Source organism: Micromonospora solifontis (assembly GCF_003725545.1).
In the GTDB taxonomy this organism is placed as follows: domain Bacteria; phylum Actinomycetota; class Actinomycetes; order Mycobacteriales; family Micromonosporaceae; genus Micromonospora; species Micromonospora solifontis.
This window is the reverse complement of the sequence record NZ_RJLN01000012.1, coordinates 16,959-43,515: the sequence shown is the minus strand read 5'-3', so window position 1 is coordinate 43,515 and position 26,557 is coordinate 16,959. Positions and strand designations below refer to the sequence as shown.

The 26,557-nt window shown below is 74.8% G+C and carries 25 protein-coding genes; 11 read left to right on the top strand and 14 right to left on the bottom strand.

The window, feature by feature from the left end:
• Positions 1-100: 100 nt before the first annotated feature.
• The 3 genes from EFE23_RS06485 to EFE23_RS06475 form a co-directional block, all read right to left on the bottom strand.
• Complete coding sequence (locus EFE23_RS06485) at positions 101-1,012, bottom strand: hypothetical protein (protein WP_123240023.1); 912 nt, start codon at positions 1,010-1,012, stop codon at positions 101-103.
• Between the two features lie 53 nt (positions 1,013-1,065).
• A complete protein-coding gene (locus EFE23_RS06480; RefSeq protein ID WP_123239975.1) occupies positions 1,066-1,386 on the bottom strand; it encodes a DMT family transporter in 321 nt (106 codons plus the stop codon).
• A gap of 137 nt (positions 1,387-1,523) precedes the next feature.
• Positions 1,524-4,133, bottom strand: coding sequence for a glycoside hydrolase family 9 protein (locus EFE23_RS06475; protein ID WP_123239974.1), 2,610 nt, complete (start codon positions 4,131-4,133; stop codon positions 1,524-1,526).
• Positions 4,134-4,347: 214 nt separating this feature from the next.
• On the opposite strand from EFE23_RS06475, the gene EFE23_RS06470 reads away from it, so the two are divergent.
• On the top strand, positions 4,348-5,076 hold the full coding sequence (locus tag EFE23_RS06470) for a PP2C family protein-serine/threonine phosphatase (protein WP_123239973.1): 729 nt from the start codon (positions 4,348-4,350) through the stop codon (positions 5,074-5,076).
• A 1-nt stretch (position 5,077) separates the two neighbouring features.
• Here EFE23_RS06470 and hrpB read toward each other — a convergent pair whose 3' ends face one another.
• Entirely contained in the window at positions 5,078-7,666 is a 2,589-nt protein-coding gene (gene hrpB, locus EFE23_RS06465; RefSeq protein WP_123239972.1) for an ATP-dependent helicase HrpB, read from the bottom strand.
• A gap of 95 nt (positions 7,667-7,761) precedes the next feature.
• Here hrpB and EFE23_RS06460 point away from each other — a divergent pair, with 95 nt between their 5' ends.
• Positions 7,762-8,493 carry a class I SAM-dependent methyltransferase gene (locus EFE23_RS06460; RefSeq protein ID WP_123239971.1) on the top strand — a complete coding sequence of 244 codons (732 nt, stop codon included), beginning with the start codon at positions 7,762-7,764 and terminating at the stop codon, positions 8,491-8,493.
• 110 nt (positions 8,494-8,603) lie between these two features.
• On the opposite strand, the gene EFE23_RS06455 is transcribed toward EFE23_RS06460, so the two are convergent.
• Positions 8,604-9,428 (bottom strand): SigB/SigF/SigG family RNA polymerase sigma factor, encoded by an 825-nt coding sequence (locus tag EFE23_RS06455; protein WP_123239970.1) that lies wholly within the window; start codon positions 9,426-9,428, stop codon positions 8,604-8,606.
• A gap of 343 nt (positions 9,429-9,771) precedes the next feature.
• Here EFE23_RS06455 and EFE23_RS06450 point away from each other — a divergent pair, with 343 nt between their 5' ends.
• A complete protein-coding gene (locus EFE23_RS06450) occupies positions 9,772-10,527 on the top strand; it encodes an acetoacetate decarboxylase family protein (protein ID WP_123239969.1) in 756 nt (251 codons plus the stop codon).
• Here EFE23_RS06450 and EFE23_RS06445 read toward each other — a convergent pair.
• Positions 10,476-12,065 (bottom strand): phospholipase D family protein, encoded by a 1,590-nt coding sequence (locus tag EFE23_RS06445; protein ID WP_123239968.1) that lies wholly within the window; start codon positions 12,063-12,065, stop codon positions 10,476-10,478. The two genes, EFE23_RS06450 and EFE23_RS06445, sit on opposite strands and share 52 nt — an antisense overlap.
• A gap of 139 nt (positions 12,066-12,204) precedes the next feature.
• Between EFE23_RS06445 and EFE23_RS29260 the strand changes: the two genes are divergently transcribed.
• Positions 12,205-12,333, top strand: coding sequence for a hypothetical protein (locus tag EFE23_RS29260; protein ID WP_255421123.1), 129 nt, complete (start codon positions 12,205-12,207; stop codon positions 12,331-12,333).
• A 50-nt stretch (positions 12,334-12,383) separates the two neighbouring features.
• Here EFE23_RS29260 and EFE23_RS06440 read toward each other — a convergent pair whose 3' ends face one another.
• Together EFE23_RS06440 and EFE23_RS06435 are read right to left on the bottom strand one after the other, a co-directional pair.
• Positions 12,384-13,373 (bottom strand): pirin family protein, encoded by a 990-nt coding sequence (locus tag EFE23_RS06440; protein WP_123239967.1) that lies wholly within the window; start codon positions 13,371-13,373, stop codon positions 12,384-12,386.
• A 10-nt stretch (positions 13,374-13,383) separates the two neighbouring features.
• Complete coding sequence (locus EFE23_RS06435; RefSeq protein ID WP_123239966.1) at positions 13,384-13,866, bottom strand: MarR family winged helix-turn-helix transcriptional regulator; 483 nt, start codon at positions 13,864-13,866, stop codon at positions 13,384-13,386.
• Positions 13,867-13,992: 126 nt separating this feature from the next.
• On the opposite strand from EFE23_RS06435, the gene EFE23_RS06430 reads away from it, so the two are divergent.
• Entirely contained in the window at positions 13,993-14,520 is a 528-nt protein-coding gene (locus EFE23_RS06430; RefSeq protein ID WP_123239965.1) for a GNAT family N-acetyltransferase, read from the top strand.
• Between the two features lie 347 nt (positions 14,521-14,867).
• The gene (locus tag EFE23_RS06425; protein WP_123239964.1) at positions 14,868-15,452 is read left to right on the top strand and encodes a DUF1684 domain-containing protein; all 585 of its coding nucleotides are present in this window, start codon (positions 14,868-14,870) and stop codon (positions 15,450-15,452) included.
• A 50-nt stretch (positions 15,453-15,502) separates the two neighbouring features.
• Here EFE23_RS06425 and EFE23_RS06420 read toward each other — a convergent pair whose 3' ends face one another.
• On the bottom strand, positions 15,503-16,090 hold the full coding sequence (locus tag EFE23_RS06420) for a general stress protein (protein ID WP_123239963.1): 588 nt from the start codon (positions 16,088-16,090) through the stop codon (positions 15,503-15,505).
• 121 nt (positions 16,091-16,211) lie between these two features.
• On the opposite strand from EFE23_RS06420, the gene EFE23_RS06415 reads away from it, so the two are divergent.
• The 3 genes from EFE23_RS06415 to EFE23_RS06405 are packed head-to-tail and all read left to right on the top strand — an operon-like array spanning position 16,212 to position 19,358.
• Positions 16,212-18,044, top strand: a complete 1,833-nt coding sequence (locus EFE23_RS06415; RefSeq protein ID WP_233600891.1) for a glycoside hydrolase family 15 protein — start codon at positions 16,212-16,214, stop codon at positions 18,042-18,044.
• The gene (locus EFE23_RS06410) at positions 18,041-18,820 is read left to right on the top strand and encodes a glucose 1-dehydrogenase (RefSeq protein ID WP_123239962.1); all 780 of its coding nucleotides are present in this window, start codon (positions 18,041-18,043) and stop codon (positions 18,818-18,820) included. The genes EFE23_RS06415 and EFE23_RS06410 overlap by 4 nt, the downstream gene beginning before the upstream one ends.
• 37 nt (positions 18,821-18,857) lie before the next feature.
• Positions 18,858-19,358, top strand: a complete 501-nt coding sequence (locus EFE23_RS06405) for a metallophosphoesterase family protein (RefSeq protein WP_123239961.1) — start codon at positions 18,858-18,860, stop codon at positions 19,356-19,358.
• 1 nt (position 19,359) lies between these two features.
• Here the strand turns inward: EFE23_RS06405 and EFE23_RS06400 are convergent, their stop codons facing one another.
• Positions 19,360-19,662, bottom strand: coding sequence for a DUF3072 domain-containing protein (locus EFE23_RS06400; protein WP_233600890.1), 303 nt, complete (start codon positions 19,660-19,662; stop codon positions 19,360-19,362).
• Between the two features lie 24 nt (positions 19,663-19,686).
• Between EFE23_RS06400 and EFE23_RS06395 the strand changes: the two genes are divergently transcribed.
• Entirely contained in the window at positions 19,687-20,628 is a 942-nt protein-coding gene (locus tag EFE23_RS06395; RefSeq protein ID WP_233600899.1) for an NAD(P)/FAD-dependent oxidoreductase, read from the top strand.
• Between the two features lie 49 nt (positions 20,629-20,677).
• Here the strand turns inward: EFE23_RS06395 and EFE23_RS06390 are convergent, their stop codons facing one another.
• The 3 genes from EFE23_RS06390 to EFE23_RS06380 all read right to left on the bottom strand — a co-directional run bounded on the left by EFE23_RS06390 (position 20,678) and on the right by EFE23_RS06380 (position 24,940).
• On the bottom strand, positions 20,678-21,973 hold the full coding sequence (locus EFE23_RS06390) for a cation:proton antiporter (RefSeq protein WP_123239959.1): 1,296 nt from the start codon (positions 21,971-21,973) through the stop codon (positions 20,678-20,680).
• Between the two features lie 116 nt (positions 21,974-22,089).
• Positions 22,090-22,767 carry an HAD family hydrolase gene (locus tag EFE23_RS06385; protein WP_123239958.1) on the bottom strand — a complete coding sequence of 226 codons (678 nt, stop codon included), beginning with the start codon at positions 22,765-22,767 and terminating at the stop codon, positions 22,090-22,092.
• A 10-nt stretch (positions 22,768-22,777) separates the two neighbouring features.
• Positions 22,778-24,940: a SpoIIE family protein phosphatase gene (locus tag EFE23_RS06380; protein WP_123239957.1), complete on the bottom strand. Its 2,163-nt coding sequence runs from the start codon at positions 24,938-24,940 to the stop codon at positions 22,778-22,780.
• 199 nt (positions 24,941-25,139) lie between these two features.
• Between EFE23_RS06380 and EFE23_RS06375 the strand changes: the two genes are divergently transcribed.
• Positions 25,140-26,003, top strand: coding sequence for a mechanosensitive ion channel family protein (locus EFE23_RS06375; protein ID WP_123239956.1), 864 nt, complete (start codon positions 25,140-25,142; stop codon positions 26,001-26,003).
• Positions 26,004-26,062: 59 nt separating this feature from the next.
• Here EFE23_RS06375 and EFE23_RS06370 read toward each other — a convergent pair whose 3' ends face one another.
• Positions 26,063-26,425, bottom strand: a complete 363-nt coding sequence (locus EFE23_RS06370; protein WP_123240020.1) for a DUF6401 family natural product biosynthesis protein — start codon at positions 26,423-26,425, stop codon at positions 26,063-26,065.
• Positions 26,426-26,557: the final 132 nt, after the last annotated feature.

Sequence of the window (26,557 nt, the reverse complement as noted above, 5' to 3'; positions counted from 1 at the left end):
CGGCGAAGATCACGCTCGATCGTGGCGGTAGTGGCCTCCGCCGGATGAGGAGGCCACTACTTCCCGGATCGAGCACCCCGTCGCGCGGCGGCGTGGAGGCTCATCCGTTCACCCCGGTGACCAGGCGTTCGGTCGCCAGACAGGAGACCAGGCAGCGTTCCTTCGCGTCACCCAGCAGCCGGGCCGTCCAGTCGGTGCCGCCGCCGTCGCCGATCTCCAGGCTGCCGGCGTGAAGGGTGAGGCGCACTGCCGCCCCCGTGTAGTAGCCGCGCCCGCGTTGCCGCTCCGGCTCGTCGTGCACCGTGATCCCCTCGGCGGTGAGGGCCGGCCGGACCGTGTCCGCGAGCCGTTCACCCACGACCCGGTCGAGGACCGTGACGTGCAGCCGGGGCCAGGCCGACGCCGCCAGGTCGGCGAGCACCCGGTGCCACCAGGCCAGGTGCCGGACGAGCAGGCGTGCCTCGGTCCGTCCCGACCCGGCGTCCCGGGCGCTGGAGACCAGCGTGAAGAGGCGGAAGTGCGCCGACGTGCCCGGCCCGAAGTCCTGCGCCCGCAGCACCCGGTGCACGGCGGCCAGGTGCACCTCGTCGCCGCGCCGCCGGCGCACCGCCGCCTCGACGGCCAGGGTGTTCGTCGGGTCGCTCACCACCTCGGTGCCGCGCATCGTGGTGACGATCCGGTGCTGGCTGACCGGCGCGACCGCGGTACACGTGCCGAGCGGGGCGACGGGGGACAGCTCCACGCCCGCCACGTCGGCGGGCAGCAGCTCCCACAGCCGCGCCTCCACCCGGGCCAGCGCGCGGGGGTCGACGTCGGACGGACGGACGAAACGGTCCTCGCGCCAGCGCCGCAGCACGTCCGCCGGCTGGACGGTCGCGGCGCGGTCCCGGGCCACCGTCAGCAGCAGCGTGCGCAGGTCCGCCGCAGGCAGGCCGGCCAGCGCGGCGCGGGTGCCCGCCGGTAAGGCCGCCCACACCCGGCGCTCCGCGCCGGACAGTCCGCCGCCGTCCATGGCCGCCACCATCGCCCACGCGCCCGGCGTGCGTCCACCGGGTTTCGTCGGGATCAGTGGGCGCCGCCGAGGTTGAGCACCACCACCCCGGCGATCACCAGGCCGGCGCCGACCACCTTGGCGACGCTGATCGGTTCGCCGAGGAAGGCCGCGCCGATCGCCATGATCGCGGCGGTGCCCAGCCCGGACCAGATCGCGTACGCCACCCCGACCGGGATGTCCTTGACGGTCAGGGAGAGCAGCCCGAACGACGACAGGTAGGCGACCGCCACGCCGAGCGTGGGCCAGAGCCGGGTGAAGCCGTCGGTCGCCTTGAGCAGGCTGGTCCCGATCACCTCGGCGGTGATCGCCCCCAGCAGGAAGAGGTACGCCACCCCGGGACCGTACCGGGGTGCGCCGCGCCCGCTGACGTACTCGAGGGGCCTCTTCCACGGAAATAGTGGCCTTCCAAGACCGGAAGGCCACTATTTCCGGGAAACTGCGCCGATCCCAGCGCCGCTCGCGGGAGGCGTCAGGAGACGGTGCAGGGGGTTCCGTTGAGGGTGACGAGGGTCGGGTTGGGGTTGGGGCCACCGGCCGTCAACCCGTTCAGGCCGAAGGTGATCGACGCGCCCGGCGCGATCGTCGCGTTGTACGACTCGTTCTTCGCGGTGACCGTCGCCCCGGACTGGCTGATCTTCGCCAGCCAGTAGGTGTCCACCTTCTGGTCACCGGTGAACGCCCAGCGCACGTTCCAGCCGTTGACCGCCGCCGTACCGGTGTTGCGCACGGTGACCTGGGTGGTGAAGCCACCCGACCAGCTGCCGTGGGTGGTGTACGTGACGGCGCAGGTCGGGGCCGGCACCGCCGCCGCCGCACCCTGGTCGGCGAGGAAGGACGCCAGCCAGGCCAGCGCCGAGTTCCAGTTGATCGCGATCTCGTTGGTCGAGTACGAGTTGATGTCGTCGACGTAGCAGAACATCGGCGCGCAGCCGGCGAGCAGGTTGGCCGCGAACGGGTCCTGGATGCCGGCGTTCGCACCGCCCGCCAGGGAGCCGGCCGGCGGGTTCGGCAGGTCCGGGTTCAGCTGGTGGGCGAAGATCCGGCTGTGCTGGTTGCGCGCGTGCTGCTCGCCCCAGCCGGTCACGTACGACATGTTCAGCGCGTTGCGGCCGAGCAGGTAGTCGGCGGTCTGCACCGCCCCGTTCCGGTACTTCGCGTCCCGGGTGAGGTCGAACGCGGTGGCCAGCACGACCGCGTTGTTGACGATGTTGCTGTTGCTGCCCCAGACGTACGCGCCGGCGATGCCGGGCAGCGGCAGCCCGTAAGCCTGGTCGCGCAGGGTGGCCAGGTAGCGGTCGGCGGCGGCGGTCACCGAGGCCCGGATCCGGGTCCGCTCGGCGGCCGGCAGGGCGTTGGGCACGGTGGCCAGGTCGAGCCGGCCCAGCGCGGCCACGCTCTGCCAGCCGAACGCGCCCCCCGCGTCGAAGACGTCGGCGGTGTGCAGCGGCGAGGCGGTCAGGTCGGTCAGGTACGCCTGGTCCCCGGTGGTCAGCCACAACTCGACCGCCGCCCAGTAGAACTCGTCGGTGACGTTCGAGTCCTCGTACGCGCCACCGCCGTTGCCGTCGGCCGCGCTGGCGTAGACCGCCGGGTGCGCCTTGGCCGCCGCGTACGCGGTCTTCGCGGCGGCTCCGCAGCGGGCCGCGAAAGCGGCGTCGTAGGGGGCGAACAGGCGGGCGCACTGGGCCGCGACGGCGGCCAGGTTGAGGGTGGCGGCGGTGGACGGCGGGTGCAGCTCGCGCGGCTGCGGGTCGTCCTGCGGGGCCAGCGGCAGGCCGGTCCAGTTCTTGTCGTGGATCTTGTGGTGGGCCATCCCGGCGAGGGGCTGGCCGGCCGGCACCTGCATGCGCAGCAGGAACTCCAGCTCCCAGCGGGCCTCGTCGAGGATGTCCGGGACCTTGTTGCCCCGCTCGGGCACCCGCAGGGTGGCGTCGCCGAGCGCCGCCCCGCCACCGGCGGTCTCCGCGGTCTTGGTCCGCTCGAACGCGTTCAGCAGCTGGTAGGTGGCGATGCCGCCGTTGACCACGTACTTGCCGTGGTCGCCGGCGTCGTACCAGCCGCCGCGCACGTCCAGCCGGTAGTCGCAGACGTCCGGCTGGCACGGCACGTCGGTGTCGCCCTGGTTGGGTGCCACGCCGAGGTGGCCGGCCGGGCGGGCGTACGCCGCGCCGAGCAGGTCGCCGTCGATCGCCGTGCCGCTGCGCTGGGCGTAGAAGAACTGCAGCGAGTCGGCGCGCAGCCGCTGGTAGAGGGTGCCGGAGATGTCGAACGGGTGGCTGGTCTCGCCGTCGACGGTCAGGGTGTAGCCGGTGCCCGGGGTGCGCCAGGCGGAGAAGTCCACGGTCTGCACGTTTTGCCCCGAGGCGGGGTCGACCCCGCGCGGGGTGGTCTCGCCGTCGGCCACCACCGTGCCGGCGGCCGACTTCAGCTGCCAGGGCAGCGGGTCGGTGGCCGCGGTGACCACGGTGCCGTTCTTCGGGCCGCCGGGCAGGTAGCCGACCTGGTTGACCCGCACCCGGGGCCCGGTGTCCGGCTCGTACGGCGGGGCCGCCTCGCCGCCGCGCAGCGAGACGTTGTCCAGGCAGAAGGTCTGCGCCTCGGGGCTGCCGCCGACCTGGAAGATCAGCTGCGCGCCCGGGTTGTCGGCCGGGGCGGTGAACGTCTTCGTGACGTGCGCGGCGGTGCCGGTGGCGGTGGCGTCGACGCTGGCGTACGTGGTGTAGGGGGCGCTGCCGAGCTGGAGCACCGCCTTGACGGCCGCCCCGGGGGTGGCGGAGACGTCGAAGGCCAGTTCGTACTCGGCGCCGGCGATCAGCGGCACCGCGTCCTGGCCGATGCCGGCGTCCCACGGGTTGGCCAGGCCGCCGGGGACGGTGGTGCAGAGTTGGCCGTCGGTGACGCCGAGCGCCCCGGTGCCGTAGGAGAACCAGGGGGCGGTGCCGTCGCTGAAGTCGCCGTTGCGCAGCTGCTCCGGGGCGTCCGGGGGCACCTCGGCGTGCGCCACGCCGGTGCTGGCGCCGGTCAGCACCAGGGTGGTGGCCGCGGCGAGCGCCGTGAGGCGGCGTCGGGATGGGGTCACGGAGGGTCCTTCCGTGTGGGGGTGTGGTGGCGGCGTGCTCGGGGGCTGGGAGCGCTCCCAATTCCAGCCAGATGTTTCCAGCGCGTTCCCCGGCTGTCAATCGATCCGGTCCGATCCGCCGCGCCCCGGCTCGACAGTGAGATTCGCCGCGCCACGCGGCATCGTCCTGATCTCCTAGAGACAACTGATGCCTTCGCCTGGCAGGCTGCCTCCCATGACCCTGAAGCTTCGTTCCGTGGGGGCGAGCGACCGAGGGCTGATCCGCAGCGGGAACCAGGACGCGCTCCACGCCGGCAGCTGGCTCGTCGCCGTCGCCGACGGCATGGGCGGCATGGCGGCCGGTGATCTGGCCAGCCGGATCGCCATCGACGCGGTGGCCCCACTCGACGTGGAGACCCCCGAGGACGCGCTGGTGGCCGCCCTGCAGAGCGGCATCGAGCTGGCCACCGCGCGGATCCGGCGGGCCGTCGAGGAGGACCCGGAACGCCAGGGCATGGGCACCACCCTGACCGGGCTGCTGTTCGCCCGCACCGGCAGCTGCCTGGCCCTGGCCCACGTCGGCGACTCCCGGGCCTACCTGTTCCGGGAGGGCGTGCTGAAGCAGGTCACCCGCGACGACACGTTCGTGCAGATGCTGGTCGACCAGGGTGTGATCACCGCCGAGCAGGCGAGCAGCCACCCCCGCCGCGCGGTGGTCACCCAGGCGTTGCAGGGCGACGAGGTCTCCCCGGCGTACGCGACGATGGTGCCCCGGGCGGGCGACCGCTGGCTGCTGTGCAGCGACGGCCTCTCCAACGTGGTCCGCGCGGACACCCTGGCCGAGGTGCTCGGCGAGTACCCCGACCGGGAGGCGTGCGCGGCCAAGCTCATCGACCTGGCGCTGCGGGCCGGCGGCCCGGACAACGTGACCGTGCTGATCGCCGACGTGGTGGACGAAGGGTGAGTCAGCGCCGGCGCGGGGTGGCGTGCCGGGTGGGCTCGGCGGTGGTCGGGTCCTCCGGCCAGGGATGCCGGGGATAGCGTCCCCGCAGCTCGGCCCGCACCTGCGGATAGCCCGTACGCCAGAACGAGGCCAGGTCGGCGGTGACCGCCACCGGCCGGCCGGCGGGGGAGAGCAGGTGCAGCAGCACCGGCACCCGGCCGTCGGCGATCCGCGGGGCGTCCCGCCAGCCGAAGGTCTCCTGGAGTTTGACCGCCAGCACCGGGGCGGCCGGGTCGGCGTAGTCCACCCGGACCCGGGAGCCGCTGGGCACCGGCAGCCGCTCCGGCGCCAGCTCGTCCAGCCGGGCCGCCTGCCGCCAGTCGAGCAGCCGGCGCAGCGCCGCCGCCACGTCGATCCGGGCCAGGTCGGCGCGCCGGCGGGCGCGGCCCAGCTCCGGGCCCAGCCAGGTGGGCGCGGCGTCGAGCAGCGCGGGATCGGCGACGTCCGGCCAGTCGTCGCCGAGCGCCTGCCGGCAGAAGGCCAGCCGCTGGCGCACTGCGATCGCCGCCGGCGTCCAGGTCAGCAGCTCCAGCCCACCCCGGCGCAAGCCGGCCAGCACGGCCTCGGCGAGCCGGGCCGGGTCCGGTGCGGCGAGCGGCCGGTCGACCAGCACGATCGCGCCGAGCCGGACCACCTCCCGGGCCACCACGTCGTCGCCGGACCAGCCGACCTCGCGGTCGGTGCGCAGCAGCGGCCCGCCGGCCTCCCGCGCGGTCGCCTCGTCCACCGGCGTGGCCAGCCGCACCCGGGCGGCCGGCGCGCCGGGAGACCGGTCGGCCACCGCGACCGCCAGCCACGCCGACCCGGCCAGCCCCGACCCCGCCGCCACCTCCGCCGCGGTTCCACCAGCCATCAGGTACGCGGACCCACCCGCCCGCCGCGCCCGCGCCAGCCTTTCCGGGTACGCCAACCCCACCAGCAACCCCGCGGCGAGATCGTCCGGCAGGTCCGTCCCGCGATCTCGCGCTTCGGGTCCACGTTCTGCGGCATCCGTCCCTTGTGCGGGGGCAGCAACGGCAAGATCGCGGGCACCGGGGCGGGTGGTGGGGAGGGCGGCGCGGAGGCGGCGGACCTCGGCGCGCCAGCGGGCCGTGGCGGCCGGGTCGGTGGCGGTGCGGAGGCGGCGCCAGAGGGCGGTGAGGTCGTCGCCGGCCCCGCCGAGCGTCTCCTCGGCGAGCAGGGCGACCACCTCGGCGGCCCGGTCGGCGCCGACCCGCCGCGCGCCGTCCAGCAGCGCCCGGGCCAGCCGGGGGTGGGTGCCGGCGGCCGCGACGGCCCGACCGCGTGTGGTGATCCGCCCGTCCCGGTCCACCGCGCCGAGCGTGGTGAGGGTCTCCCGGGCGACCGCGAGGGCGGCCGGCGGCGGTGGATCGGGCAGCGCCAGCCCGCTGCCGTCCGGGTCGCCCCAGGCGGCCAGCTCCAGGGCGAACCCGGTCAGGTCGGCGGTGGCGATCTCCGGCTCCGGCTGCGGGGCGAGCCGGGCGTGGGTCGCCTCCGACCAGCACCGGTAGACCGCGCCGGGGGCCTCCCGGCCGGCCCGGCCCGCGCGCTGGGTGGCCGCCGCCCGGGACACCGGCACGGTGACCAGCGCGCCGAGCCCTCGGGCCAGGTCGGTCCGGGCCACCCGGCTCAGCCCGGCGTCGACCACCACCCGGACCCCGGGCACGGTCAGGCTGCTCTCCGCCACCGAGGTCGCCAGCACCACCCGCCGGCGGTCGGCCTGCGGGCGCAGGGCGGCGTCCTGGGCCGCGCCGGGCAGCCGGCCGTGCAGCGGCAGCACGGCGACGGCGCCGGACAGGTCGGCCAGCCGGCCGGCGACCGCGCCGATCTCGCCGGCCCCGGGCAGGAAGACCAGCACGTCCCCGTCCCGCTCGCGCAGCGCCCGCCGGACGGTGGCCGCCACGTGGTCGAGCAGCGCCGGGTCGACCCGGCCGGGACCGGGCGCGGCGACCGGCCGGGGCGGTGGCGTCCAGATCCGGGTCACCGGGTGCAGGGCCGCCTCCGCGCGGACCACCGGCGCGGGTCCGGCCGCCCCGCCGAGCAGCGCGGCGAACCGGTCCGCCTGCGGGGTGGCCGACATGGCCAGCAGCCAGAGGTCCGGCCGCAGCGCGCCGCGGGCCTCCACGGCGAAGGCGAGCGCCAGGTCGGCGTCGAGCTGCCGCTCGTGGCACTCGTCCAGCAGCACCGCGCCCACCCCGGGCAGCTCCGGGTCGTGGTGCAGCCGCCGGACCAGCAGCCCGGTGGTGACCACCTCGACCCGGGTGTCCGGGCCGATCCGCCGCTCGCCGCGCACGGCGTAACCCACCCGGCCCCCGACCCGCTCGCCGAGCAGGGTGGCCATCCGGCGGGCGGCGGCCCGGGCGGCCACCCGCCGGGGCTGCGCGATCACCACCCGGCCGCCCACCTCGTCGGCCACCGCGAGCGGGGCGAGGGTGGTCTTGCCGGTGCCGGGCGGCGCCACCAGGACCGCCGTGCCGGCGGTGCGCAGCGCCCCGACCAGCGCCGGCAGCACCGGCCGGACCGGCAGGTCGAGGGGTACGTCGGAGAGCACGGACCCACTCTCGCACCCGCGCCCCGGCGCGGCCGGCGAGCCCCTGTTCCGCTTCTCACATTGACCGTGACCATTGGGTGGCGGAGAGTGACGCAATGGCGATGATGGCGTACGACGACCCGGCCGCCGCCGCCTTCGTGGCGACCCGGCACCTGCCCGCCGAGGGGCTGGCGAGCTGGCGGGCCGCCGTGGCCCGGCACCTGCCGGTCCGGCCCGGTGCCCGGGTGCTCGACCTCGGGGCCGGCACGGGCGCCTGGGCGGCCGCCTTCCGGTCCTGGTACGACGTGCGGGTGGTGGCGGTGGAGCCGGCGGCGGCCATGCGGGCCCGCTCGGCGTACCCGGGGATGGTGGCCGGCCGGGCGGAGGCCCTGCCCCTCGCGGCGGCCACGGTGGACGGCGCCTGGCTCTCCACGGTGGTGCACCACCTGCCGGACCTGCCGTCGGTCGCCGCCGAGCTGCGGCGCGTGCTGCGGCCCGGCGCGCCGGTGCTGATCCGGTCGGTCTTCGCCGGGCGGAGCGCCGGCGTCACGCTGTTCCGCTGGTTCCCCGAGGCGGTGCGGGTGCTCGACGGCTACCCCTCGGTGGCCGAGGTCTGCGCGGCGTTTGAGCCGGCCGGTTTCGCCCCCGTGGCGCTGACGCCGGTGCCGCAGGTCAGCGCCCGGTCGCTGCGGGACGCGGCGGACGGGCTGCGCCGGGCGGCGCACACCCCGCTCACGCTGCTCGACGACGCCGACTACGACCGGGGCGTACGCCGGCTGCGGGCCGCGGCGCGGCGGACGCCCGGCGTCCCGGTGGTCGACGTGCTGGATCTGCTGGTGCTGCGCTGAACCCGAAGGTGCCGCGCTGAGCCGGAACGGCCCGGCCGGTGAACCACCGGCCGGGCCCGCGTGGACACGACGGTGGCCGGGCCCGCCGACCCGGCCACCGCCTCCACCCCCTAGTACGTTCCGTCGAGCTGCCCGCGCAGCTTCGTCAGGGCCCGGGCCAGCAGCCGGGACACGTGCATCTGCGAGACGCCGATCTGCTCGGCGATCTGCGACTGGGTCAGGTTGCCGTAGAAGCGCAGCGTGAGGATCCGCTGCTCGCGCTCGTCCAGCGTGGCGAGCGCGGGGCCCAGCGCCACCCGCAGCTCGGCCAGCTCGAACTCGGCGTCCTCGCCGCCGAGCATGTCGCCCAGCTCGGTCGCCCGCTCGCCGTCCCCGGTCGGCGTGGACAGCGACACCGCGTTGTAGGCGCGGGCGCCCTCCAGCCCTTCCAGGACCTCTTCCTCGGTGAGGTTCAGGTGGGCGGCGATGTCGGCGACCGTCGGCGACCGGCCGAGGGTCTGCAGCAGGGTGCTGTTGGCGTCGGAGATCGCCAGCCGCAGCTCCTGGAGGCGACGCGGCACCCGGATGTCCCAGGTGCGGTCGCGGAAGTGCCGCTTGAGCTCGCCGATGATGGTCGGGATGGCGTACCCGGCGAAGTCCACCCCCCGGGAGGGGTCGAACTTGTCGATCGCCTTGATGAGGCCGACCGCGGCCGTCTGGGCCAGGTCGTCGGTGGGCTCGCCCCGGCCGCTGTAGCGGTGGGCGAGGTGGTTGGCGAGCGGCAGCCAGGCCTCGATCGCCTTGTCCCGCAGCGCGGCGCGCGACGGGTGGTTGGCGGGCAGGGCGGCCATCGCGTGGAGCAGGTCGGCGGCGCTGTCGGTGAGCGCCCGCGGGTCGAGCTTCGCGGAGGTGGACGGCGCGTCGGCCGCCTGCTCGATCAAGGTCTTCGCGGTCATGGGTGGTCCTCCCTGCACCTCGTCCGCGGAAAAAGACGTGACGCTTCGGTGTAGCTTCGCGTGGTCCGTTCGGAAGTCACCTTAACCCGATCGGCTCTGGGAAATCTAGCCGAAAGTACGATGTACTTAAGCCGCGTTCAGGCATCAAGCCCGCCAACCTGCCATAAAAGTCATGCCGGGTTGGCGCACCGATGGGTCCATCCCGGCCGTCCGGTCGGCCCCCACGGGCGGCCGACCGGTCAACGAGAAACCCGACAATCGGCGCGCAGTGTCGGCTTTCCGTCGTTGTCCCGCTGACAGGACCGCCCGTAGCGTCCCTGGGGTAAACGTCTACGGAGGCACCGTGCTGGATCCCGCCGCCCCGCAACTCGTCGTCAACGCCCCGACGTTGCTGCTCAGTTGGCTGCCGGCGGATCCCGACGCGGTCGCGGCGCTCGTCCCGGCCGGCCTCCGCGCCCGCCCGGACCGTCAGGTCTTCCTCTGCCAGTACGTGGTGGACGACGAGAGCCAGACCTCCGGCTTCGGCCCGTACTCGCTCACCTTCCTCGGGGTCTCGCTGCAGGACATGGACGCGCCCGACGGGGAGACCCCGGGCGGCTGGTGGACCCACTACCTCGCCTCCAGCCTGCGCGTCCGGCAGTACGCCGCCGCCCGCGGCGCCCCGGCGACCCCGGGGGAGACCGTCGTGGCGGTGCGGGGCGGGCGGCTCAGCACGGAGACCCGGGCGGACGGCCGCGCGCTCATCCGGGTCCTGGGCCGGGTCGGGCACACCGGCACCGAGGCGCACAACGGGCACCACCGCTACCTGACCGCCCGCGACGGCGAACTCGTGATCACCGACTATCCGTACGTCGCCGAGCCGGTGTCGCCGTTCGAGATCGAGTCGGTGGAGTTCCTCGCCCCGGACCACCCGGTCTACGCGCTACGCCCGGCCAACCCGCTGCACGTCTGCTGGGGCTTCTACTCGCCCCGGGTGTCGTTCGCGTATCCGGCCCGACCGAACCGGCTGGACGAGCCGGTGCCGGTCGACGACCTGCCCGCGCCGGTTCACCAGGTGCCCGCCCGCCGCGCCCGCAGCGGCCTGCCGTCCGGGTCGTAGACCAGCCGGTACGCCGGCAGCGCCCAGAGCCGGGTCAGCCAGGGCAGCCGCTCCGGCCGGTGCGGCCGCAACCGTCCCGGCGGCCGGGGCCCGGTACGCCCCGACGCGTGCCAGCGCTCCAGCGCCTCGGCCGCCCCGGTGACCGCCGCGACCGCGTCCGTCGGGTCGAGCAGGTCGTGGTCCTCCCCGCCGTCCGGATCGCGGTCCAGGTGCTCCCGCCACAGCCGTAGCCGCAGCTCCCGGGCGAACCGCCGGGCGCCGTCGCCGAGCCCGGCCGGGTCACCGGGCGCCCGTTCGTCCCGCGTCTCGTCCAGCACCGCGCAGGACAGCTCGCTGTCGTGCGTCCAGGAGCGGCGGTTGAAGTTGTCGCTGCCCACGCTGGCCCAGACGTCGTCGACCACGCAGACCTTGGCATGCACGTACACCGGGGTGCCCTCGTGGTTCTCCACGTCGAAGACGTGCACCCGGTCCGGGGCGGCCCGGTGGCACAGCGAGATGGCCTGCTCCCGGCCCACCAGGTTCGGCGGCAGCGCGAGCCGGCCGTCCACGTCCGGGTGGCGCGGCACCACCGCGACGAGGTGCAGCTCCGGATGCTCGCGCAGCGCCCGGGCGAAGAGGTCGGCCACCTCCGTCGACCAGAGGTACTGGTCCTCCAGGTAGATCAGCCGGCGGGCCCGGCGGACCGCCTTGGTGTAGCCGCGGGCGACCGTCCGTTCCCCGTCCGGGGCGAACGAGTAGCGCGGCCGGACCGCGGGGTAGGTGCGCAGCACCTGGACCTGGTGCGGGCCGCACGGTGGGGGATCGGCCGGCTGGTCCGGCAGCGGGTCCGGGTGCAGGTCCGCGCCGCGCAGCCGGTCCCGCAGGTAGGCCAGCGGGTTCTCCGAGTCCAGCGGCATCGGGTCGGTCCACCGTTCCCGGAACGTGGTGTCCAGCGCGCCGACCACCGGGCCGCGCAGGGCGAGCTGGACGTCGTGCCACGGCGGGTGCGGTCCGTACTTCGGCGACATGGCCACCGCCTGCCGGTCGCCGCGGTGGCTGGCATCGTCCCGGCGGCTGTGGCAGAGGTCGATCCCGCCGGCGAACGCCACGTCGCGGGACGGGTCGTCCGGGTGGCGCAGCACCACCAGCTTCTGGTGGTGCGAGCCGCCGCGCCGGACCCGCTGGTCCAGCAGCACCTCCGCGCCGGCCGCGCAGAGCGCCTCGCTGAGGCTGCGGTTCTCCGCCTCGCTGTAGGAGAGCGCGTCGAGGTGGGAGCGCCAGATCAGGCCCTTGACGATCACCCCGCGCTGGGCGGCCTGGGCGAACAGCTGCACCACGGTCGGGCCGTCGGGGCGCATCCGCTGGTCGGGGTCGCCCCGCCAGTCGGTGAAGAAGAGATGGTCGCCGGCCTTGAGCGCCGCCACCTCCTCGACCAGCCGGTCGAAGTACGCGGCGCCGTGAATCAACGGCTCGGCGAGGTTTCCCGTCGTCCAGACGGGTAATTCAGAGCCCGGGTTGGCACGTTCCTGTGCGGTGAGGAACCAGTCCCGCATCGTCACGTTCCAGCCTCCCGAGGTCGACACCGTCCTCACGGTAGGACCCCCTGCACGCAGCCGCACGCCGACCGCCCCAGGCCGGCGCAGCTCGGACGAGGGCCCCACCGCACCCCTGGAGTACGAGAGCCGAGGAGGCCGCACCATGCCCGCCGAGACGACAGACACCATGACCGAGTACCGCGAGCAGGCGGTCGAGAGCGAGCGGGGGGCGCTGGTCGCGGTCTTGGTGATGGTGATTCTCGGCGTGGCCGGCATCTTCGCCGTCTCCTGAACCGCCGGCGGGCGCCCCGGCCGGTGCCGGGACGCCCGCGCTCCGCGTGCTCAGGGGTGCGCGCCCTCGCCGCCGGTGTGCGGCAGGCGCTCGGCCGGGATCACGCCCAGCCGGCCGGCCTGGTAGTCCTCGACCGCCTGGATCAGCTCGGCCCGGGTGTTCATCACGAACGGGCCGTAGTGCGCCACCGGCTCCCGGATCGGCTGCCCGCCCATCAGGTACAGCTCCAGCGCCGGGGTGTTGCCGTCCTGCTTCGGGTCGGCGGTCACCCGCAGCGCGTCGCCGGGGCCGTGCACGGCGAGCTGGCCGAGCTTGATCGGCCGGCGGTCGGTGCCCACGGTGCCCCGTCCGGCCAGCACGTAGACCAGCGCGTTGAAGTCCGGCCGCCAGGGCAGGCTCAGCTCCGCCCCCGGCTGCAGCGTGACGTGCGCGATCGTGATGGGGGTGTGGGTCGAGCCCGGGCCACGGTGCCCGGCGATCTCCCCGGCGATCACGCGGACCAGCGCGCCGCCGTCGGGCGTGGTGAGCAGCGCGGACTCACGGCCCCGGATGTCCTGGTAGCGCGGCGCGATCATCTTCGCCACCTTCGGCAGGTTGACCCAGAGCTGGAGGCCGTGGAAGAGGCCGCCGCTCATCACCAGGTGCTCCGGCGGCGCCTCGATGTGCAGCAGGCCGCTGCCGGCCGTCATCCACTGCGTGTCGCCGTCGGTGATGGTGCCGCCGCCGCCCTGCGAGTCCTGGTGGTCCATGATCCCGTCGATCATGTAGGTCACCGTCTCGAAGCCGCGGTGCGGGTGCCACGGGGTGCCCTTCGGCTCGCCCGGGGCGTAGTCGACCTCGCCCATCTGGTCGAGGTGGATGAACGGGTCCAGCTCGGTCAGCGGCACGCCGGCGAAGGCCCGGCGGACCGGGAACCCCTCACCCTCGTAGCCGCTCGGCGCGGTGGTCAGCCGGCGGACCGGCCGGAACGTGGTGGTGGACTCGTCCAGCCGCGGCAGGCGGGGCAGGACGAGGACGTCGTCAACGGTGATCGCGGGCATCTCGGGCTCCTTACTTGTCGGCCGGGGTGGACGACGCGTCGGGGTCGGCGCGCAGGCGCCGGCCGAGCCGCTCGAAGACCCGGGTGAGGCAGGCGACCTCGACGTCGTCGAGGTCGTCCATCAGGTGGGTGCGCACGGAGCGCAGGTGGTGCGGCGCGGCCTCGCGCAGCGCCAGCAGGCCGGCGGCGGTCAGCACGGCCTCGCTGCCGCGGCGGTCGTCCGGGCAGGACTGGCGGGCGACCAGACCCCGCTTCTGCATCGAGGAGATCTGGTACGTCAGCCGGCTCGGCGAGAAGACCAGCCGCCCGGCCAGCTCGCCCATTCGCAGCCGCTGCCCCGGTGCCTCGGAGAGCAGCACCAGCACGTGGTAGTCGGCGAAGCTCAGCTCGCTGTCCGTGCGCAGGTCGTCCTCCAGCTGCGTGAAGAGCCGCTGGCTGGACTCGATGTACGCGCGCCAGCAGGCCATCCGCTCGCTGTCCAGGCTCTCCGTCATGCCCAGAAGACTAGCACTACTTAAAATTTAAACAAGCCTCCTTCCACCCATGTGAGCGGGGCGACATCCGTGGTTGCTGGCGGGGATTTTGAAATCTGAAGCTGTGAGCGTGGCAGACTGCGGCGCGTGGACAACCTCGAGCTGACGGCGCCTGGCCTGGTGCTGCGTCCCTGGCGGGACGAGGATGCCGCGGTCGTGCTGGTGGAGCTGGCCGACCCCGAGATCGCCCGCTGGAACGCGCAGGGGGTGACCGACCTGCCGCAGGCCCGGGCCTGGGTGCGCCGCCGCGCCGACTGGAGCTCCGGCACCCACGTCTCCCTCGCCCTCACCGACGCCGCCGACGGCAGGCTGCTGGGCGGTGCGTCGCTGCACCAGATCCAGGACGGCGACGCCGCGATCGGCTACTGGACGGCCGCCGCAGCCCGGGGGCGGGGCGTCGCATCCCGGGCGGTCACCGCGCTCACCGCCTGGGGCTTCGGCGAGCTGGGCCTGCACCGGGTCCAGCTGTGGCACGCGGTGGACAACGAGGCGTCCTGCCGCGTCGCCGAGCGCTCCGGGTACCGGCTGGAGGGTGTCCTGCGGGAATCCCACCGCTACGGCGACGGGCGCCGACACGACGAGCACCTGCACGCCCGGCTCGCCACCGACCCCTGACAGCCGGCCCGCACCGCTCCCGTCCCGCTTTCGCCTCTCGTGCCAGCTTCGCCGCGGCAGGCTGCCGCGCCGCGCCGGCCCCGCGCCGCGCCGGCCCGGCGCCGTTTGTCGTCGGGCCCGGTTGCACCCCCTCTCGTCGGGAGCCGGACCTGTCCCAGTCGCCTTTGCTCTGCTTCAACGCACGCAACACCAATGGCCGCTGACTGTTGCGCGGGTTGAAGCAGAGCAAAGGGAGCGAGGGACTGTTGCCGGTCGGGCCCCTGCTCCGTTCGTCGGCGAGCCGCCAATTGCCGGCCGGGCCGGCTGCCGGGGCGCGGCCCGGGGACGGCGGTGGCTAGGGTCGGGGAATGGATGATCTCGACGTCCTCGACTGGCGGGAACAGGTCGCCCGGCTGTACCTGTCGGATCTCGACCTGGCCGGGTTCCGGGCGGCGCGGGACGACCTGTTCCGCACCCACCCCGCCAGCCCGCTGCCGGCCGCCGACCGGCCCGGGTTCACCGGGCTGCGCTGGTACCCGCCGGACCCGGCGGCCGTGGTCGAGGCGCCGCTGCGCCCCGCCTCCGGCACCGAGAGCATCGACACCGGCGGCCCCGACGGGGTCGTCGGGTACCGCCGGGTGGCGGTGGCGGAGACTCCCTGGGGCCCGCTCGCGCTCTGGTGGATCGAGGCGTACGGCGGCGGGCTCTTCCTGCCGGTGCGCGACGCCACCTGCGGCGCCGGCAGCTACGGCGGGGGGCGCTACCTCACCGACACCGTGAAGGGCACGTTCGGGCGAGGGCTGACCGTGCTGCCCGGCCGCCGGGTCCGGCTCGACGCCAACTACCTCTACAACCCCAGCTGCGCGTACGACGACCGCTGGGCCTGCCCGCTGGCCCCGCCGGAGAACCGGGTGGACGTGCCGATCCGGGCCGGCGAGCTGGCGTACCACTGAAGCGGCGACGCCCCGGCGCGACGGGCGCCGGGGCGTCGAGCAGGGACCGGTCAGCGGGCCGTCGCGCCGGTCGGGGTCAGGTGCATCCGGCCCAGCAACTGGCGGGCCTGCTCCGCCACGTCCGCCTCCACGGTGACCGCGTACTGGCTGGCCCGCAGCGAACTGGCCGAGGTGAAGTCGCGCTGGCCACCGCTCATCGCGTGCGCCACCGCCCCGAACACGGCACCCCAGATGGCGCCGATCACCAGGCCGGCCACGATCACGGCGACCCAGTTGCCGACGGTGAAGATGCCGAAGAGCAACCCGATGAACAGGCCGAACCACGCGCCGGTACCCGCGCCCACCAGGGCGGCCCGGCCCGTGGTCATCCGGCCCATCACCGTCTCGACCAGGGTCAGGTTCGTGCCGACGATCGCCGTCCGTTCCACCGGGAACCGGTTGTCGGCCAGGTAGTCCACCACGCGCTGCGCGGACGGATAGTCCGGGTACGAGCCGATCGTGACGGTCGGCGGACCCGCCTGCGGCCCGTGTCCGTCCCCGCTCGGCGCGGCCGGACGACCGCCCGGGCCGGACGGGAGGTTGTCGCCGCCCGGCATGCCGGGTCGCCAGGCCGCGGTCGGAGTCGAGGGTCTGGTCATGAGCATCCTCCTTCGTCAGCCCGTCGCGTTCCCGCCGCCGTCGAGCGGTAACGCCCCCCGCACCACCGATCACGGGCCGCGCGTGGCGCATGCGGGCGGTGCGGGCCGGGTAGACACCGCCGTGCCACGGATCAACGACCACGGGTTCCTCGCGGACGGGCGCAGCGCGGCGCTGGTCGACCGCGACGGCGCGGTGAACTGGTGGTGCCCGGCCCGCTTCGACGGCCCCTCGGTCTTCGGGCGGCTGCTCGACGACGGCGCCGGACACTGGAGCATCCGGCCCGAGGGGCGGTACACCAGCGAACGGTCCTACCTGGACGACTCGCTGGTGCTGCGTACCGTCTTCACCACCGCGACCGGCGCCGTGGCCGTCACCGACGCGCTGGCCCTGGAGCCCGGCGCGCGCGGCCACGACATCGGTCTACGGTCGCCGCGCGTCCTCGCCCGGGTCGTCGAGGGGCTCTCCGGCGAGGTGCCGATGCGGGTGGAGTACCGGCCCCGCTTCGAGTACGGCCGGGTCTGCGCCTACCTGACCCAGACCGACGGGGTGATCGAGGCGACCGCCGGCGCCTGCCACCTGGAGCTGCGCGCGAACGTGCCGATGACCTGCGGCGACGGCATGGCCGCCGGTCGGTTCACCGCCCGTGCCGGCAGCGCCCACCACTTCACCCTCGGATACGCGCCGACCTACGACGAACGCCCGCCCGCGCTGCCCGACGCCGACCAGGTGGTGGCGGAGACGGCGGCCGGCTGGCGGTCCTGGGCCGGGCTGCACGAATACCACGGGCTCTACCGCGACCAGGTGCGCCGCAGCGCCCTGGTGGTGCAGGGCATGACGTACGGGCCGAGCGGGGCGGTCGTCGCGGCCGCCACCACCTCGCTGCCCGAGGAGCCGGGCGGGGACCGCAACTACGACTACCGCTACGTGTGGGTACGCGACTTCAGCCTGACCCTGCAGGCGCTCTGGCTGGCCGCCTGCCCCGACGAGGCGAACCGGCAGTTCGCCTGGGTCTCCCGGGCGATGGGCCGGATCGAGGACGAACCAGTACCGATCATGTACGGCGTCGAGGGCGAGCGGGACCTCACCGAGCACCGCCTCGACCACCTCGCCGGGTACGCCGGCAGCCGGCCGGTCCTCGTCGGCAACGACGCCTGGCGGCAGCGGCAGACCGACGTTCTCGGCGAGATCCTGGACGCCGCCTGGCTGATGCGGCACTACCTCGACCCGATGTCGCCGGACGTCCGGCACCTGCTGCACGCCCTGGCCGACCAGGCGGTGCGCGACTGGCGCCGGCCGGACGCCGGCATGTGGGAGGCCCGGGACGCCGAGCGGCACTACCTCTCGTCCAAGGTGCAGTGCTGGACCGCGCTGGACCGGGCCGTCCGGTTCGGACCGCGGATCGGCGACGCGGGGGACGTGGCTCGCTGGGCCGCGGCCCGGGACGAGGTGCGCGAGCTGGTGCTGACCCAGGGCTGGAACGAGCGGGTCGGGGCGTACACCGGGGCCCTGGGCTCCGACGACCTGGACGCCTCGGTGCTGATCATGCCGCTGGTCGGTTTCCTGCCGGCCGACGACCCCCGGATGCGCGCGACGGTCGACGTGGTGGAGCGCCGGCTCTCCCGCGACGGTCTGCTGCGGCGCTGGGACGGCGACCCGGCGGGCTTCGTGATCTGCTCGTTCTGGCTGGTGGGCTGCCTGGCCCGGGCGGGCGAGCTGGATCGGGCCCAGCGGCTCTTCACCCGGCTCGCCGCCCGGGCCAACGACCTCGGCCTCTACGCCGAGCAGATCGACCAGGCCACCGGCGAGCAGCTCGGCAACTTCCCGCAGGCCTTCTCGCACATCGGCCTGATCAACGCCGCCGGGCACCTCACCGAGGCCGCCGAACGGCTCGGCGGCGCCGCCCGGCAGACCGTGCCGGCCGGTACGGCGATCACGGAGGGAGCACCCGGATGACCGGACGACTGGCGGGCAGGACCGCCCTGATCACCGGATCCGACTCGGGCATCGGCCAGGCCACCGCCATCGAGTTCGGCCGCGAGGGCGCCGACGTGGTGGTGCACTACCTGCACGACCACGCCGGGGCGAACCACACCCGGGCCGAGATCGAGAAGGCCGGCCGGCGGGCCGTGGTGGTGCAGGGCGACATCAGCGTGGAACACCAGGTCGAGGCGATGTTCGACGAGGCCCTGGCGGAGTTCGACCGGTTGGACATCCTGATGAACGACGCCGGGGTGGACGCCTCCGGCATCCCCGTGGCCGACCTGGACACCGAGACCTGGGACCGGTGCATCCGCACCAACGTCTACGGCACGTTCTTCTGCTCCCGCCGCTTCGTCCGCCACCGGCGCGACCAGGGCGGCGGCGGGAAGATCATCAACATCACCTCCATCCACCAGGAGGTGGCCCGGGCCGGCGGCGCCGACTACGACACCAGCAAGGGCGCGATGCTCGAGTTCGCCAAGAGCCTCGCGCTGGAGGTCGCGCCGATGCACATGAACGTCAACAACATCGGACCGGGCATGGTGCTCACCCCGTTCAACCAGCGGGCCATCGACGACCCGAAGTACCTGGAGGAGCAGGTGCAGAGCATCCCCTGGAAGCGGGCCGCGAAGCCCGAGGAGATCGCCAAGGTGGCGGTCTTCCTGGCCAGCGACGACGCCGACTACGTGACCGGGTCCACGTACTTCATGGACGGTGGCCTGATGCAGAACCAGGGCCAGGGCGCCTGAGCCGGCCGGCCGGGGCGCGCCGGGGGAGAATCGGCGGGTGGAGCTGGTCATCATCGCCGACACGCACCTGCCGAAGCGCGCCCGGGAGCTCCCCGCCCCGGTCTGGGCGGCGATCGACGCCGCCGACGTGGTGCTGCACGCGGGCGACTGGGTGGACGTGTCGCTGCTCGACGCGCTGGAACGGCGGGCCCGCCGGCTGGTCGGCGTCCACGGCAACAACGACGGGCCGGAGCTGCGCGCCCGGCTGCCCGAGGTGGCCGAGGTCGAGCTGGCCGGGCTGCGGGTGGCGGTGGTGCACGAGACCGGGCCGAAGACCGGGCGCGAGCAGCGCTGCGCGGCCCGCTTCCCGGACCGCGACCTGCTGGTCTTCGGTCACTCGCACATCCCGTGGGACAGCGTGGCCCCGGGCGGCCTACGGCTGCTCAACCCCGGCTCGCCCACCGACCGGCGCGCCCAGCCGTTCGCCACCTACCTCACCGCGCGGGTGGCGGCGGGCCGGCTCGACCGGGTCGAGCTGCACCGCCTGCCCCCGCGCTGACTCACCGGCCCCGGCCGGTCTCCGCCTGCAGCTCGTCGATCCGGCGGGACGCCTCCGCCTTGGTCAGCCCGTCGGGCACCTCCTCGCCCGCCTCCCGGGCCAGGGTGTGCAGGTACGACTCCTGGGCGGCGGTCGGCGGCTCGTCGCCGGTGACCCACTCGTCCGGATCCTTGATGGCGGCCTCCGGGTTGACCCGGTCGGCGCCGCCGTTGCCGCGGTCGGCCATGACGATCACCTCTTCCTCGAACAGGTGTACCACTACCCGGGTCTCCCGCTCTTCATGCCGGCGGCCGAATACGATCATCGGGTGACGGCGGACCGGACGGGTGTGGTGGTGGTCGGCGCGGGCATCGCCGGGGTGGCGTGCGCCAACGAGCTGGCCCGGGCCGGCATCCCCGTCGAGGTGCGGGAACGGGCCCGGGTGACCGGCGGACGGATGGCCAGCAAACGCTTCGACGGCCGCCCCGCCGACCTCGGCGCGGCCTACCTCACCGTCGACGACCCCGACTTCGCCCAGGTGGTCGCCGAGTGGCAGGCCGCCGGGCTGGTGCGGGAGTGGACCGACACCCTCGTGGCGTACGGGCCGGACGGGCGGCGGACGGTGCCCGGCCCGTGCCGGTGGGCGGCGCCGCGCGGTCTGCGCTCACTGGTCGAGCAGCTGGCCCGGGATCTCACCGTGGCACACAACCGGCTGGTCATGACGGTCGAGCCGGGACCCCGGGTCGACGGCCGGACCGCCGAGGCGGTGGTGCTCGCCATGCCGGGCCCGCAGGCGGCGTTGCTGCTCGACCCGGCGCTCGCGGCGGCGACCCGGGCGGTGGCGGGGCAGCGCTGGTCGTCGGCGCTGGCCGGGGTGCTGCGCTTCCCGGCCCGCCGCTGGCCCGACTTCGCGGGCGCGTTCGTCAACGGTCACCCGGTGCTCGGCCTGGTCTGCGACGACGGCGACCGGCGCGGCGACCGGGCACCCGTGCTGGTCGCGCACACCACCCCGGAGTTCGCCGCCGGTCACCTGCTCCAGCCCACCGCCGCTGCCCCGGTCATCGAGGAGGCGGTCCGCGACCTGCTCGGCCTGCCCGAGCCGGCCGAGCTGACCCACGTGCACCGCTGGACGTACGCCAAGCCGGTCGCTGGCGGCGACGGGACGTACCACCTGGACGACGACGGGATCGGGCTGGCCGGCGACGCGTTCGGGCGGCCCCGGGTGCAGAGCGCGTGGCGGTCGGGCCGGGACCTCGGTCGGGCCCTGGCCGCCCGGCTGGGCGGCCGCTGACCGGTGCCCCGCCGGCCGCCCGCCGGTCCGGGCGGCCCGATCGCCCCGGTCAGCTGCGGACGCCGCCCAGGGCGGGCTCGTCCGTCCGGTTCGTCTCCGGGGCCTCGCCGGTCCGTTCGCCCGCCCGGTCGAGCAGCTGCATCACCGGGGTCGCCGCGATCCCGTGCACCACCACCGAGACGACCACCACCAGGCCGACCGTGGCCCAGAGCAGCTCGGCCTGCGGGAAGTCCGTGCTGCTGGTGGCGTACGCCAGGTAGTAGAACGAGCCGACGCCGCGGATGCCGAACAGCGAGATCACCCAGTGCTCCGCCGGCCGGCCCGGGGCGCCGCGCAGCGACAGCCAGCCGGCCAGCGGGCGGATCACGAAGATCAGGGCCAGCCCCACCAGCGCCGCCGGCCAGGTCAGCGGCGCGAGCAGGCCGCCGATCACCGCGCCCCCGAGCAGCAGCAGCAACAACACGGTGAGCAGCCGCTCCACCTGCTCGGCGAAGTCGTGCAGCACGGAGTGGAACTCGTGGGTCCGTTCCGCGGATCGGATCGCCCGGGCGGCCACGAAGACGGCCAGGAAGCCGTACCCGCCGACCACCTCCACCAGCCCGTACGCCAGGAAGGTCGCGGCGAGGGCGAGGAAGCCCTCGGCGTGCCGGGCCAGCCGCAGTTCGCTCGGCGCCCGGAAGAACAGCTTGCCGAGCAGCCAGCCGATGAGCAGGCCGCCGCCCACCCCCACGGCGAGTTTGTAGAGCACGTCGACGGTGACCCAGCGGGCCAGCCAGTCCGCCGGGGCGAGGCTGGTGGTGGCGATCGCGATGGCCGCGTACACGAAGGGGAACGCCAGGCCGTCGTTCAGCCCGGCCTCCGAGGTGAGGGCGAAGCGCACCTCGTCCTCGGAGTCCTCGACGTCCGTCGGCTCGCCCACCTGCACGTCGGAGGCGAGCACCGGGTCGGTCGGGGCGAGCGCCGCGCCCAGCAGCAGTGCGGCCGCCGGCACCAGCCCGGCCCACCACCAGCCGAGCAGCGCCACCGCCGCGATGCACAGCGGCATGGCGACGGCCAGCAGCCGCCAGGTCGACGACCAGCGGGCCCAGCTCAGCGGCCGGTCGATCTTGAGTCCGGCGCTCATCAGCGCGACGATCACGCCGACCTCGGTGAGATGGGTGGTGAGCTCCGGCCAGCGCAGCGGGTCCGGCGAGGGCAGCCCGGTGGGGAGCAGGAAGACCAGCATCCCGAGCCCGAGGAACGCGATCGGCATGGACAGCGGCCGGCGTTCCAGCACGCGCGGCAGGATCCCCGCCAGCAGCGCACCGACGCCCAGCAGCGCGAACGTGACATCGACCGGTTCCACGGCACCACCCCTTCACCCGCCCGCGCACCCGGGCAGGTGGTCACCTGTGCCCCGTACCGCCGCTCGCCATGCCTCGGTGTCCGGGTTCGACCGGGTGGGCCCGGTCACGGGGGGGGTCAGCCGAGAGTGGCGATGGCGCTGTCGCCCAGCCCGTCGAGCAGCGCGGCCGGGTCGTCGTAGACGGCCACCGCGCCGGCCCCGGCCAGCTCCGCCCGGCTGGTGCCGCCGCAGGCGAGGCCGACGCAGGGGATGTCGAGCTTGCCGGCCGCCGCCACGTCCCAGACCGAGTCGCCGACGAACACCACCCGCTCGGCGGTCAGCCCGGACTGGTCCAGCGCGGCGACCAGGATGTCCGGCGCCGGCTTGCTCTCCCGGGCGTCCGCCGAGGAGGTGACGGTGTCGATCACGTCGTCGGCGGCGAGCGCGGCGCGCAGGGCGGCCACCTCGTGCTCGGCCGCCGAGGTGGCGAGCACCACCCGCAGCCCCCGCGCGGCGCACGCGCGCAGCAGGTCCACCGCGCGGGGCAGCGGCGTCAACCGCTCCCAGTACTCGGCGTAGAGGGCGTCGTGCGAATCGCGCAGCCGGCCGTCGCCGTCGCGGTCGCGCTCCGGCCCGAGCAGGTGGTCGAGGAGCTTGTCGGAGCCCATCCCGATGGCCCGGTGGATGCTCGCCATCGGCACCTGGTGGTCCGCCTGGCGCAGCGCCTCCCACCAGCTGACCGTGTGCAGGTAGGTGGTGTCGATCAGGGTGCCGTCCACGTCGAAGAGGACGCCGCAGCGGTTGTCGTCAGGCATGCCGCTCCTCCTACCCCGCCCGGTCGTCGCCGACGCGCCGCTCGGCGGGTGGAACGAGGATCTCGAACCAGACCGTCGAACCGCGCACCGTCGGGTCCGTCCCCCAGGCGTCGCTGAGCTCCTCGATCAGGCCCAGGCCGCGCCCCCGGCTGCTCAGGGTGTCGGTCCGGGCCCGGGTCACCTGACCCCGGGTGCCGGAGTCGGCCACCGAGACCAGCAGCCGCTCCGCGCTCAGGTCGATCTCCACCCGGGCGGCGGTGCCCGCGTGCAGCAGCGCGTTGGTGGTCAGCTCGCTGGTGCACAGCACGGCCGCGCCGACCACCCCCTCCGGCACCTGCCAATCGGTGAGCTGCGCGGTCAACCAGTGCCGGACCCGGCTCGGCGCGGTCGGTTCGGCCGGCACCTCCATGCTCGCCGAACGGCTCGGCTTCACCGCGTGCTCCACCGCCAGCACCGCGACGTCGTCCTCGGTGGCGCCGGGCACGGCGGCGCTGGCCACCGCGCAGAGGGCCCGCGGGTCGCCGCTGCCCGCGGCGGTCACCGCGGTGGCCAGCCCGGCCAGGCCGGCGGCCAGGTCCTGCCAGCGCCGCTCCACCACGCCGTCGCTGTACAGCAGCAGGGTGTCGCCCGGGCGGAACGGCACGGTGGTGGTCCGGGGCCGGCAGTCCAGACCCAGCGGCGGGCCGGGCAGCAGCTCGACGTACTCGGCGGCGGGCTCGGTGCCGGGGGGACAGCGCCGGATCAGCGGCGCGGGATGGCCGGCGCTGGCCAGCGTGACGCGCTCCCGGTCGGCCTCGATCACCCCGAACACCACAGTGACGAACAGCTCCTGCGTCCCACCCTCGACGCCCAGGCTGGCGACCAGCCGGTCCAGACCGGCCAGCACCGCGTCCGGCCGCGGGTCGGCGAGCGCCAGCGCGCGCAGCGCCGCGCGTACCTGGCCCATCCGGGCCGCGGCCTGCACGTCGTGGCCGGCCACGTCGCCGAGGACCACGCCGAGCGCGCCGGTGGGCAGCACGAACGCGTCGTAGAAGTCGCCGCCGGCGGCGTTGCCGTCCACGCCCGGGTCGTACCGGGCGGCGATCCGCAGCCGGGGCAGGTCGGGCAGCCGTTCCGGCAGCATGCTGCGCTGCAGCAGCTGGGCGGTGCCGTGCTGGGTCTCGAACCGGCGGGCCCGCTCGGCGGCCTGGCCGACCAGCTCCCCGGACGCGGCCAGCAGCGCCCGCTCCGCCGGGGACCAGGGATGCTTCGCCTGGTAGCCGACGCTCAGCGCGCCCCGCACCACGGTCGAGCGCAGCGGCAGCGAGGCCAGCGCCCGGATCTTCTGGTCGTGCCGGTCCGCCGCGGTCTCCCGCAACGGATAGCCGTCGGTGACGAACGAGGGCACCCCGCTGCGGGCCGGCACCACGGTCGGGACGGCCGAGTCGGCCGGCAGCCGGCGCCACAGCGGCGGGAGCCGCTCGTCGGCCTCGTCCAGCAGCTCGCCCCGGACCCGGCGGACCATCCGCCAGGCCGGCCCCTCGTCGACCAGGAAGGCGACCCGGTCGGCGTCGAAGGCCTGCAGGCAGAAGCGCAGCGTCACCCGGGCCACGTCGTCGAGGGTGAGCGTGCCGGAGAGCGCGGCGGCGAAGTCGCTCAGGCTCTGCAGCTGCTGGGTGACCTGGGTGGTCTGCGCGGCGACGGTGAGCACCCCGACGATCCGGCCGGAGCTGTCCCGCACCGGCGAGTAGCCCCGGGTGAACACGGCCGGCTCGGCGCCGCCCCGGTGCCGGTCGACCGGCAGCACGGCCTCCCGCTCCAGGAAGGGCTCGCCCCGCCGGTACGCCCGCTCCAGCACCTCCCCGCCGCCCGTCTCGTGCCAGACGTCGGCGTACACCTCCGCCGCCGGCCGGCCGAGCGCGTCCGGGTGCCGGGAGCCGATCAGCTCGGCGTACCCGTCGTTGTAGAGCAGGACCAGGTCCTCGCCGTAGAGCAGGGCCATCGGCACGGGCGAGGCGAGCACCAGGTCGATCACCGCCCGGACGGCCGGGTCCCAGCCCTCGGGGGCGCCGAGGGGAGTGGCCGCCCACGGATGGGCCAGCACGGCCGCCCCGGGCGTGGCAGGGCCACGCTGCGGAGCAGCTCCCGGGGTGGGGGCTGACGGCGTGGGGATCCGCCCGACGGTGCCTGGCATGACCGCAGCCTATCCGGAGCGTGGCGAAGACGTTCCGATCATGTGTCCGGGTGCCGTACCGGGTCGGGTGGGCACCGCCATCCGGGCAGGTCAGAGCCGGTTCGACGGGACATGTCGGGAAATTGCCCGGGTCGGCGCGGCGTGCTGCCGGAAGCACCGGGTATGCGGGCGACGCAGTTCACGCGACAGGAGGGACATCATGCAGAAAACCCTCGCGGTCGGGCAGGTGGACATTAGTTCCGCGCTGACCGACTTCTGGAGGTCGGTGCTGCTCTTCATCCCGAGGGCCATCGCATTCATCGTGATCCTCGTGGTGGGTTGGCTCATCGCCCGAGCCGTCCTCAAGATCGTGGACGCGGCACTGGAACGGGTGGGCTTCGACAAGGCCGTCGAACGCGGCGGCGTCAAACGGGCCCTCGAGAGAACGAAGTACGACGCGAGCGACATCCTGGCCAAGTTGGCCTATTACGCCGTCCTGCTGTTCACCCTGCAGTTCGCCTTCGGCGTCTGGGGACCCAACGCGATCAGTGACCTGATCCGGGGAGTCGTCGCCTGGCTGCCGCGGGCGTTCGTGGCGATCGTCATCGTGGTCATCGCCGCCGCCATCGCCAACGCGGTGCGGGACCTGATCACCGGGTTCCTGGGCGGCCTGTCGTACGGCCGGGTGCTGGCCGACCTGACGGCCGTCTTCATCCTGGCGCTGGGCATCATCGCCGCGCTGAACCAGGTGGGCATCGCCACGACCGTCACCACGCCGGTGCTGATCGCGGTGCTCGCCACGGTGGCCGGCATCCTGATCGTCGGCGTCGGCGGTGGCCTGGTGAAGCCGATGCAGGACCGCTGGGGCGGGTGGCTCGACCGGATGGCCGAGGAGTCCCGCGCGATCCGCGAGCAGCGGCAGGCCCAGGGTGCCGGCCGCAGCGACTACGAGCGGCAGATGGCCGACCGGGGCGGGCAGCCCAGCCCGGCCATGCCGCAGTCGTCGATGTCCGGCGCCGGTGGGCAGTACCGGTCCGGGAACACCGGCGACGAGACCCAGCAGTTCCGGCGGCCGAACGGCTGAGCCGGAGCAGGGCCAGGGAGGGTGTCCGCGGGGCGATCGCGGGCACCCTTTCGCCGTGCTCAGGCCAGGTGGCGCGGGTCCAGCGAGCGGGCCAGGGCGCAGACCGCGAGCAGGCGGGTGAGCAGCCAGTCCGGCTCCGACCAGTCGACCGGGGCGGCCGGCGGCTGCCAGCCGTGCTCCACGGCCGCGGCGCGCACCCCCTCGGCGTACCCGGCGAGGGCGGCCACGGTCAGCGGCCGGTGATCGCCGTGCAGGCTGTCCCGTACGGCGGCGGCGTGCTGGTCGACCACGGCGAGCAGGCCGGGGTTGGCCGCGGCCGCGGCGAGCCCGGCGGTGCCGACGGAGGCGGTGAGCGTGGTCAGGGTGGTCCGCGCGGACACCGCCGCGGAGCGGGTCAGCACCCGGTTGTCAGGCACGCGCATGGTGACCGAGGCTAGCGCCGCCGCCTCGGGGCCGGCCTCGCCCGACCGGCCGATGCCCCGGTCGTCCGGCTGACGTCCGGGCTCCGTCACGGGGATTGACCCGCCCGTGCCGGGGCAAAGGGAAACCACCCG

Bases quoted from the DNA above. Each gene is read 5' to 3' on its own strand.
- EFE23_RS06455 (WP_123239970.1), bottom strand. From the start codon at position 9,428: ATGACCGCGAAGACCTTGATCGAGCAGGCGGCCGACGCGCCGTCCACC.
- EFE23_RS06385 (WP_123239958.1), bottom strand. From the start codon at position 22,767: ATGCCTGACGACAACCGCTGCGGCGTCCTCTTCGACGTGGACGGCACC.
- EFE23_RS06470 (WP_123239973.1), top strand. From the start codon at position 4,348: ATGACCCTGAAGCTTCGTTCCGTGGGGGCGAGCGACCGAGGGCTGATC.
- EFE23_RS29260 (WP_255421123.1), top strand. From the start codon at position 12,205: ATGCCCGCCGAGACGACAGACACCATGACCGAGTACCGCGAGCAGGCG.
- EFE23_RS06400 (WP_233600890.1), bottom strand. From the start codon at position 19,662: ATGATCGTATTCGGCCGCCGGCATGAAGAGCGGGAGACCCGGGTAGTG.
- EFE23_RS06440 (WP_123239967.1), bottom strand. From the start codon at position 13,373: ATGCCCGCGATCACCGTTGACGACGTCCTCGTCCTGCCCCGCCTGCCG.
- EFE23_RS06375 (WP_123239956.1), top strand. From the start codon at position 25,140: ATGCAGAAAACCCTCGCGGTCGGGCAGGTGGACATTAGTTCCGCGCTG.
- EFE23_RS06410 (WP_123239962.1), top strand. From the start codon at position 18,041: ATGACCGGACGACTGGCGGGCAGGACCGCCCTGATCACCGGATCCGAC.
- EFE23_RS06460 (WP_123239971.1), top strand. From the start codon at position 7,762: ATGGCGATGATGGCGTACGACGACCCGGCCGCCGCCGCCTTCGTGGCG.
- EFE23_RS06370 (WP_123240020.1), bottom strand. From the start codon at position 26,425: ATGCGCGTGCCTGACAACCGGGTGCTGACCCGCTCCGCGGCGGTGTCC.
- EFE23_RS06425 (WP_123239964.1), top strand. From the start codon at position 14,868: ATGGATGATCTCGACGTCCTCGACTGGCGGGAACAGGTCGCCCGGCTG.
- EFE23_RS06435 (WP_123239966.1), bottom strand. From the start codon at position 13,866: ATGACGGAGAGCCTGGACAGCGAGCGGATGGCCTGCTGGCGCGCGTAC.
- EFE23_RS06380 (WP_123239957.1), bottom strand. From the start codon at position 24,940: ATGCCAGGCACCGTCGGGCGGATCCCCACGCCGTCAGCCCCCACCCCG.
- EFE23_RS06420 (WP_123239963.1), bottom strand. From the start codon at position 16,090: ATGACCAGACCCTCGACTCCGACCGCGGCCTGGCGACCCGGCATGCCG.
- EFE23_RS06485 (WP_123240023.1), bottom strand. From the start codon at position 1,012: ATGGACGGCGGCGGACTGTCCGGCGCGGAGCGCCGGGTGTGGGCGGCC.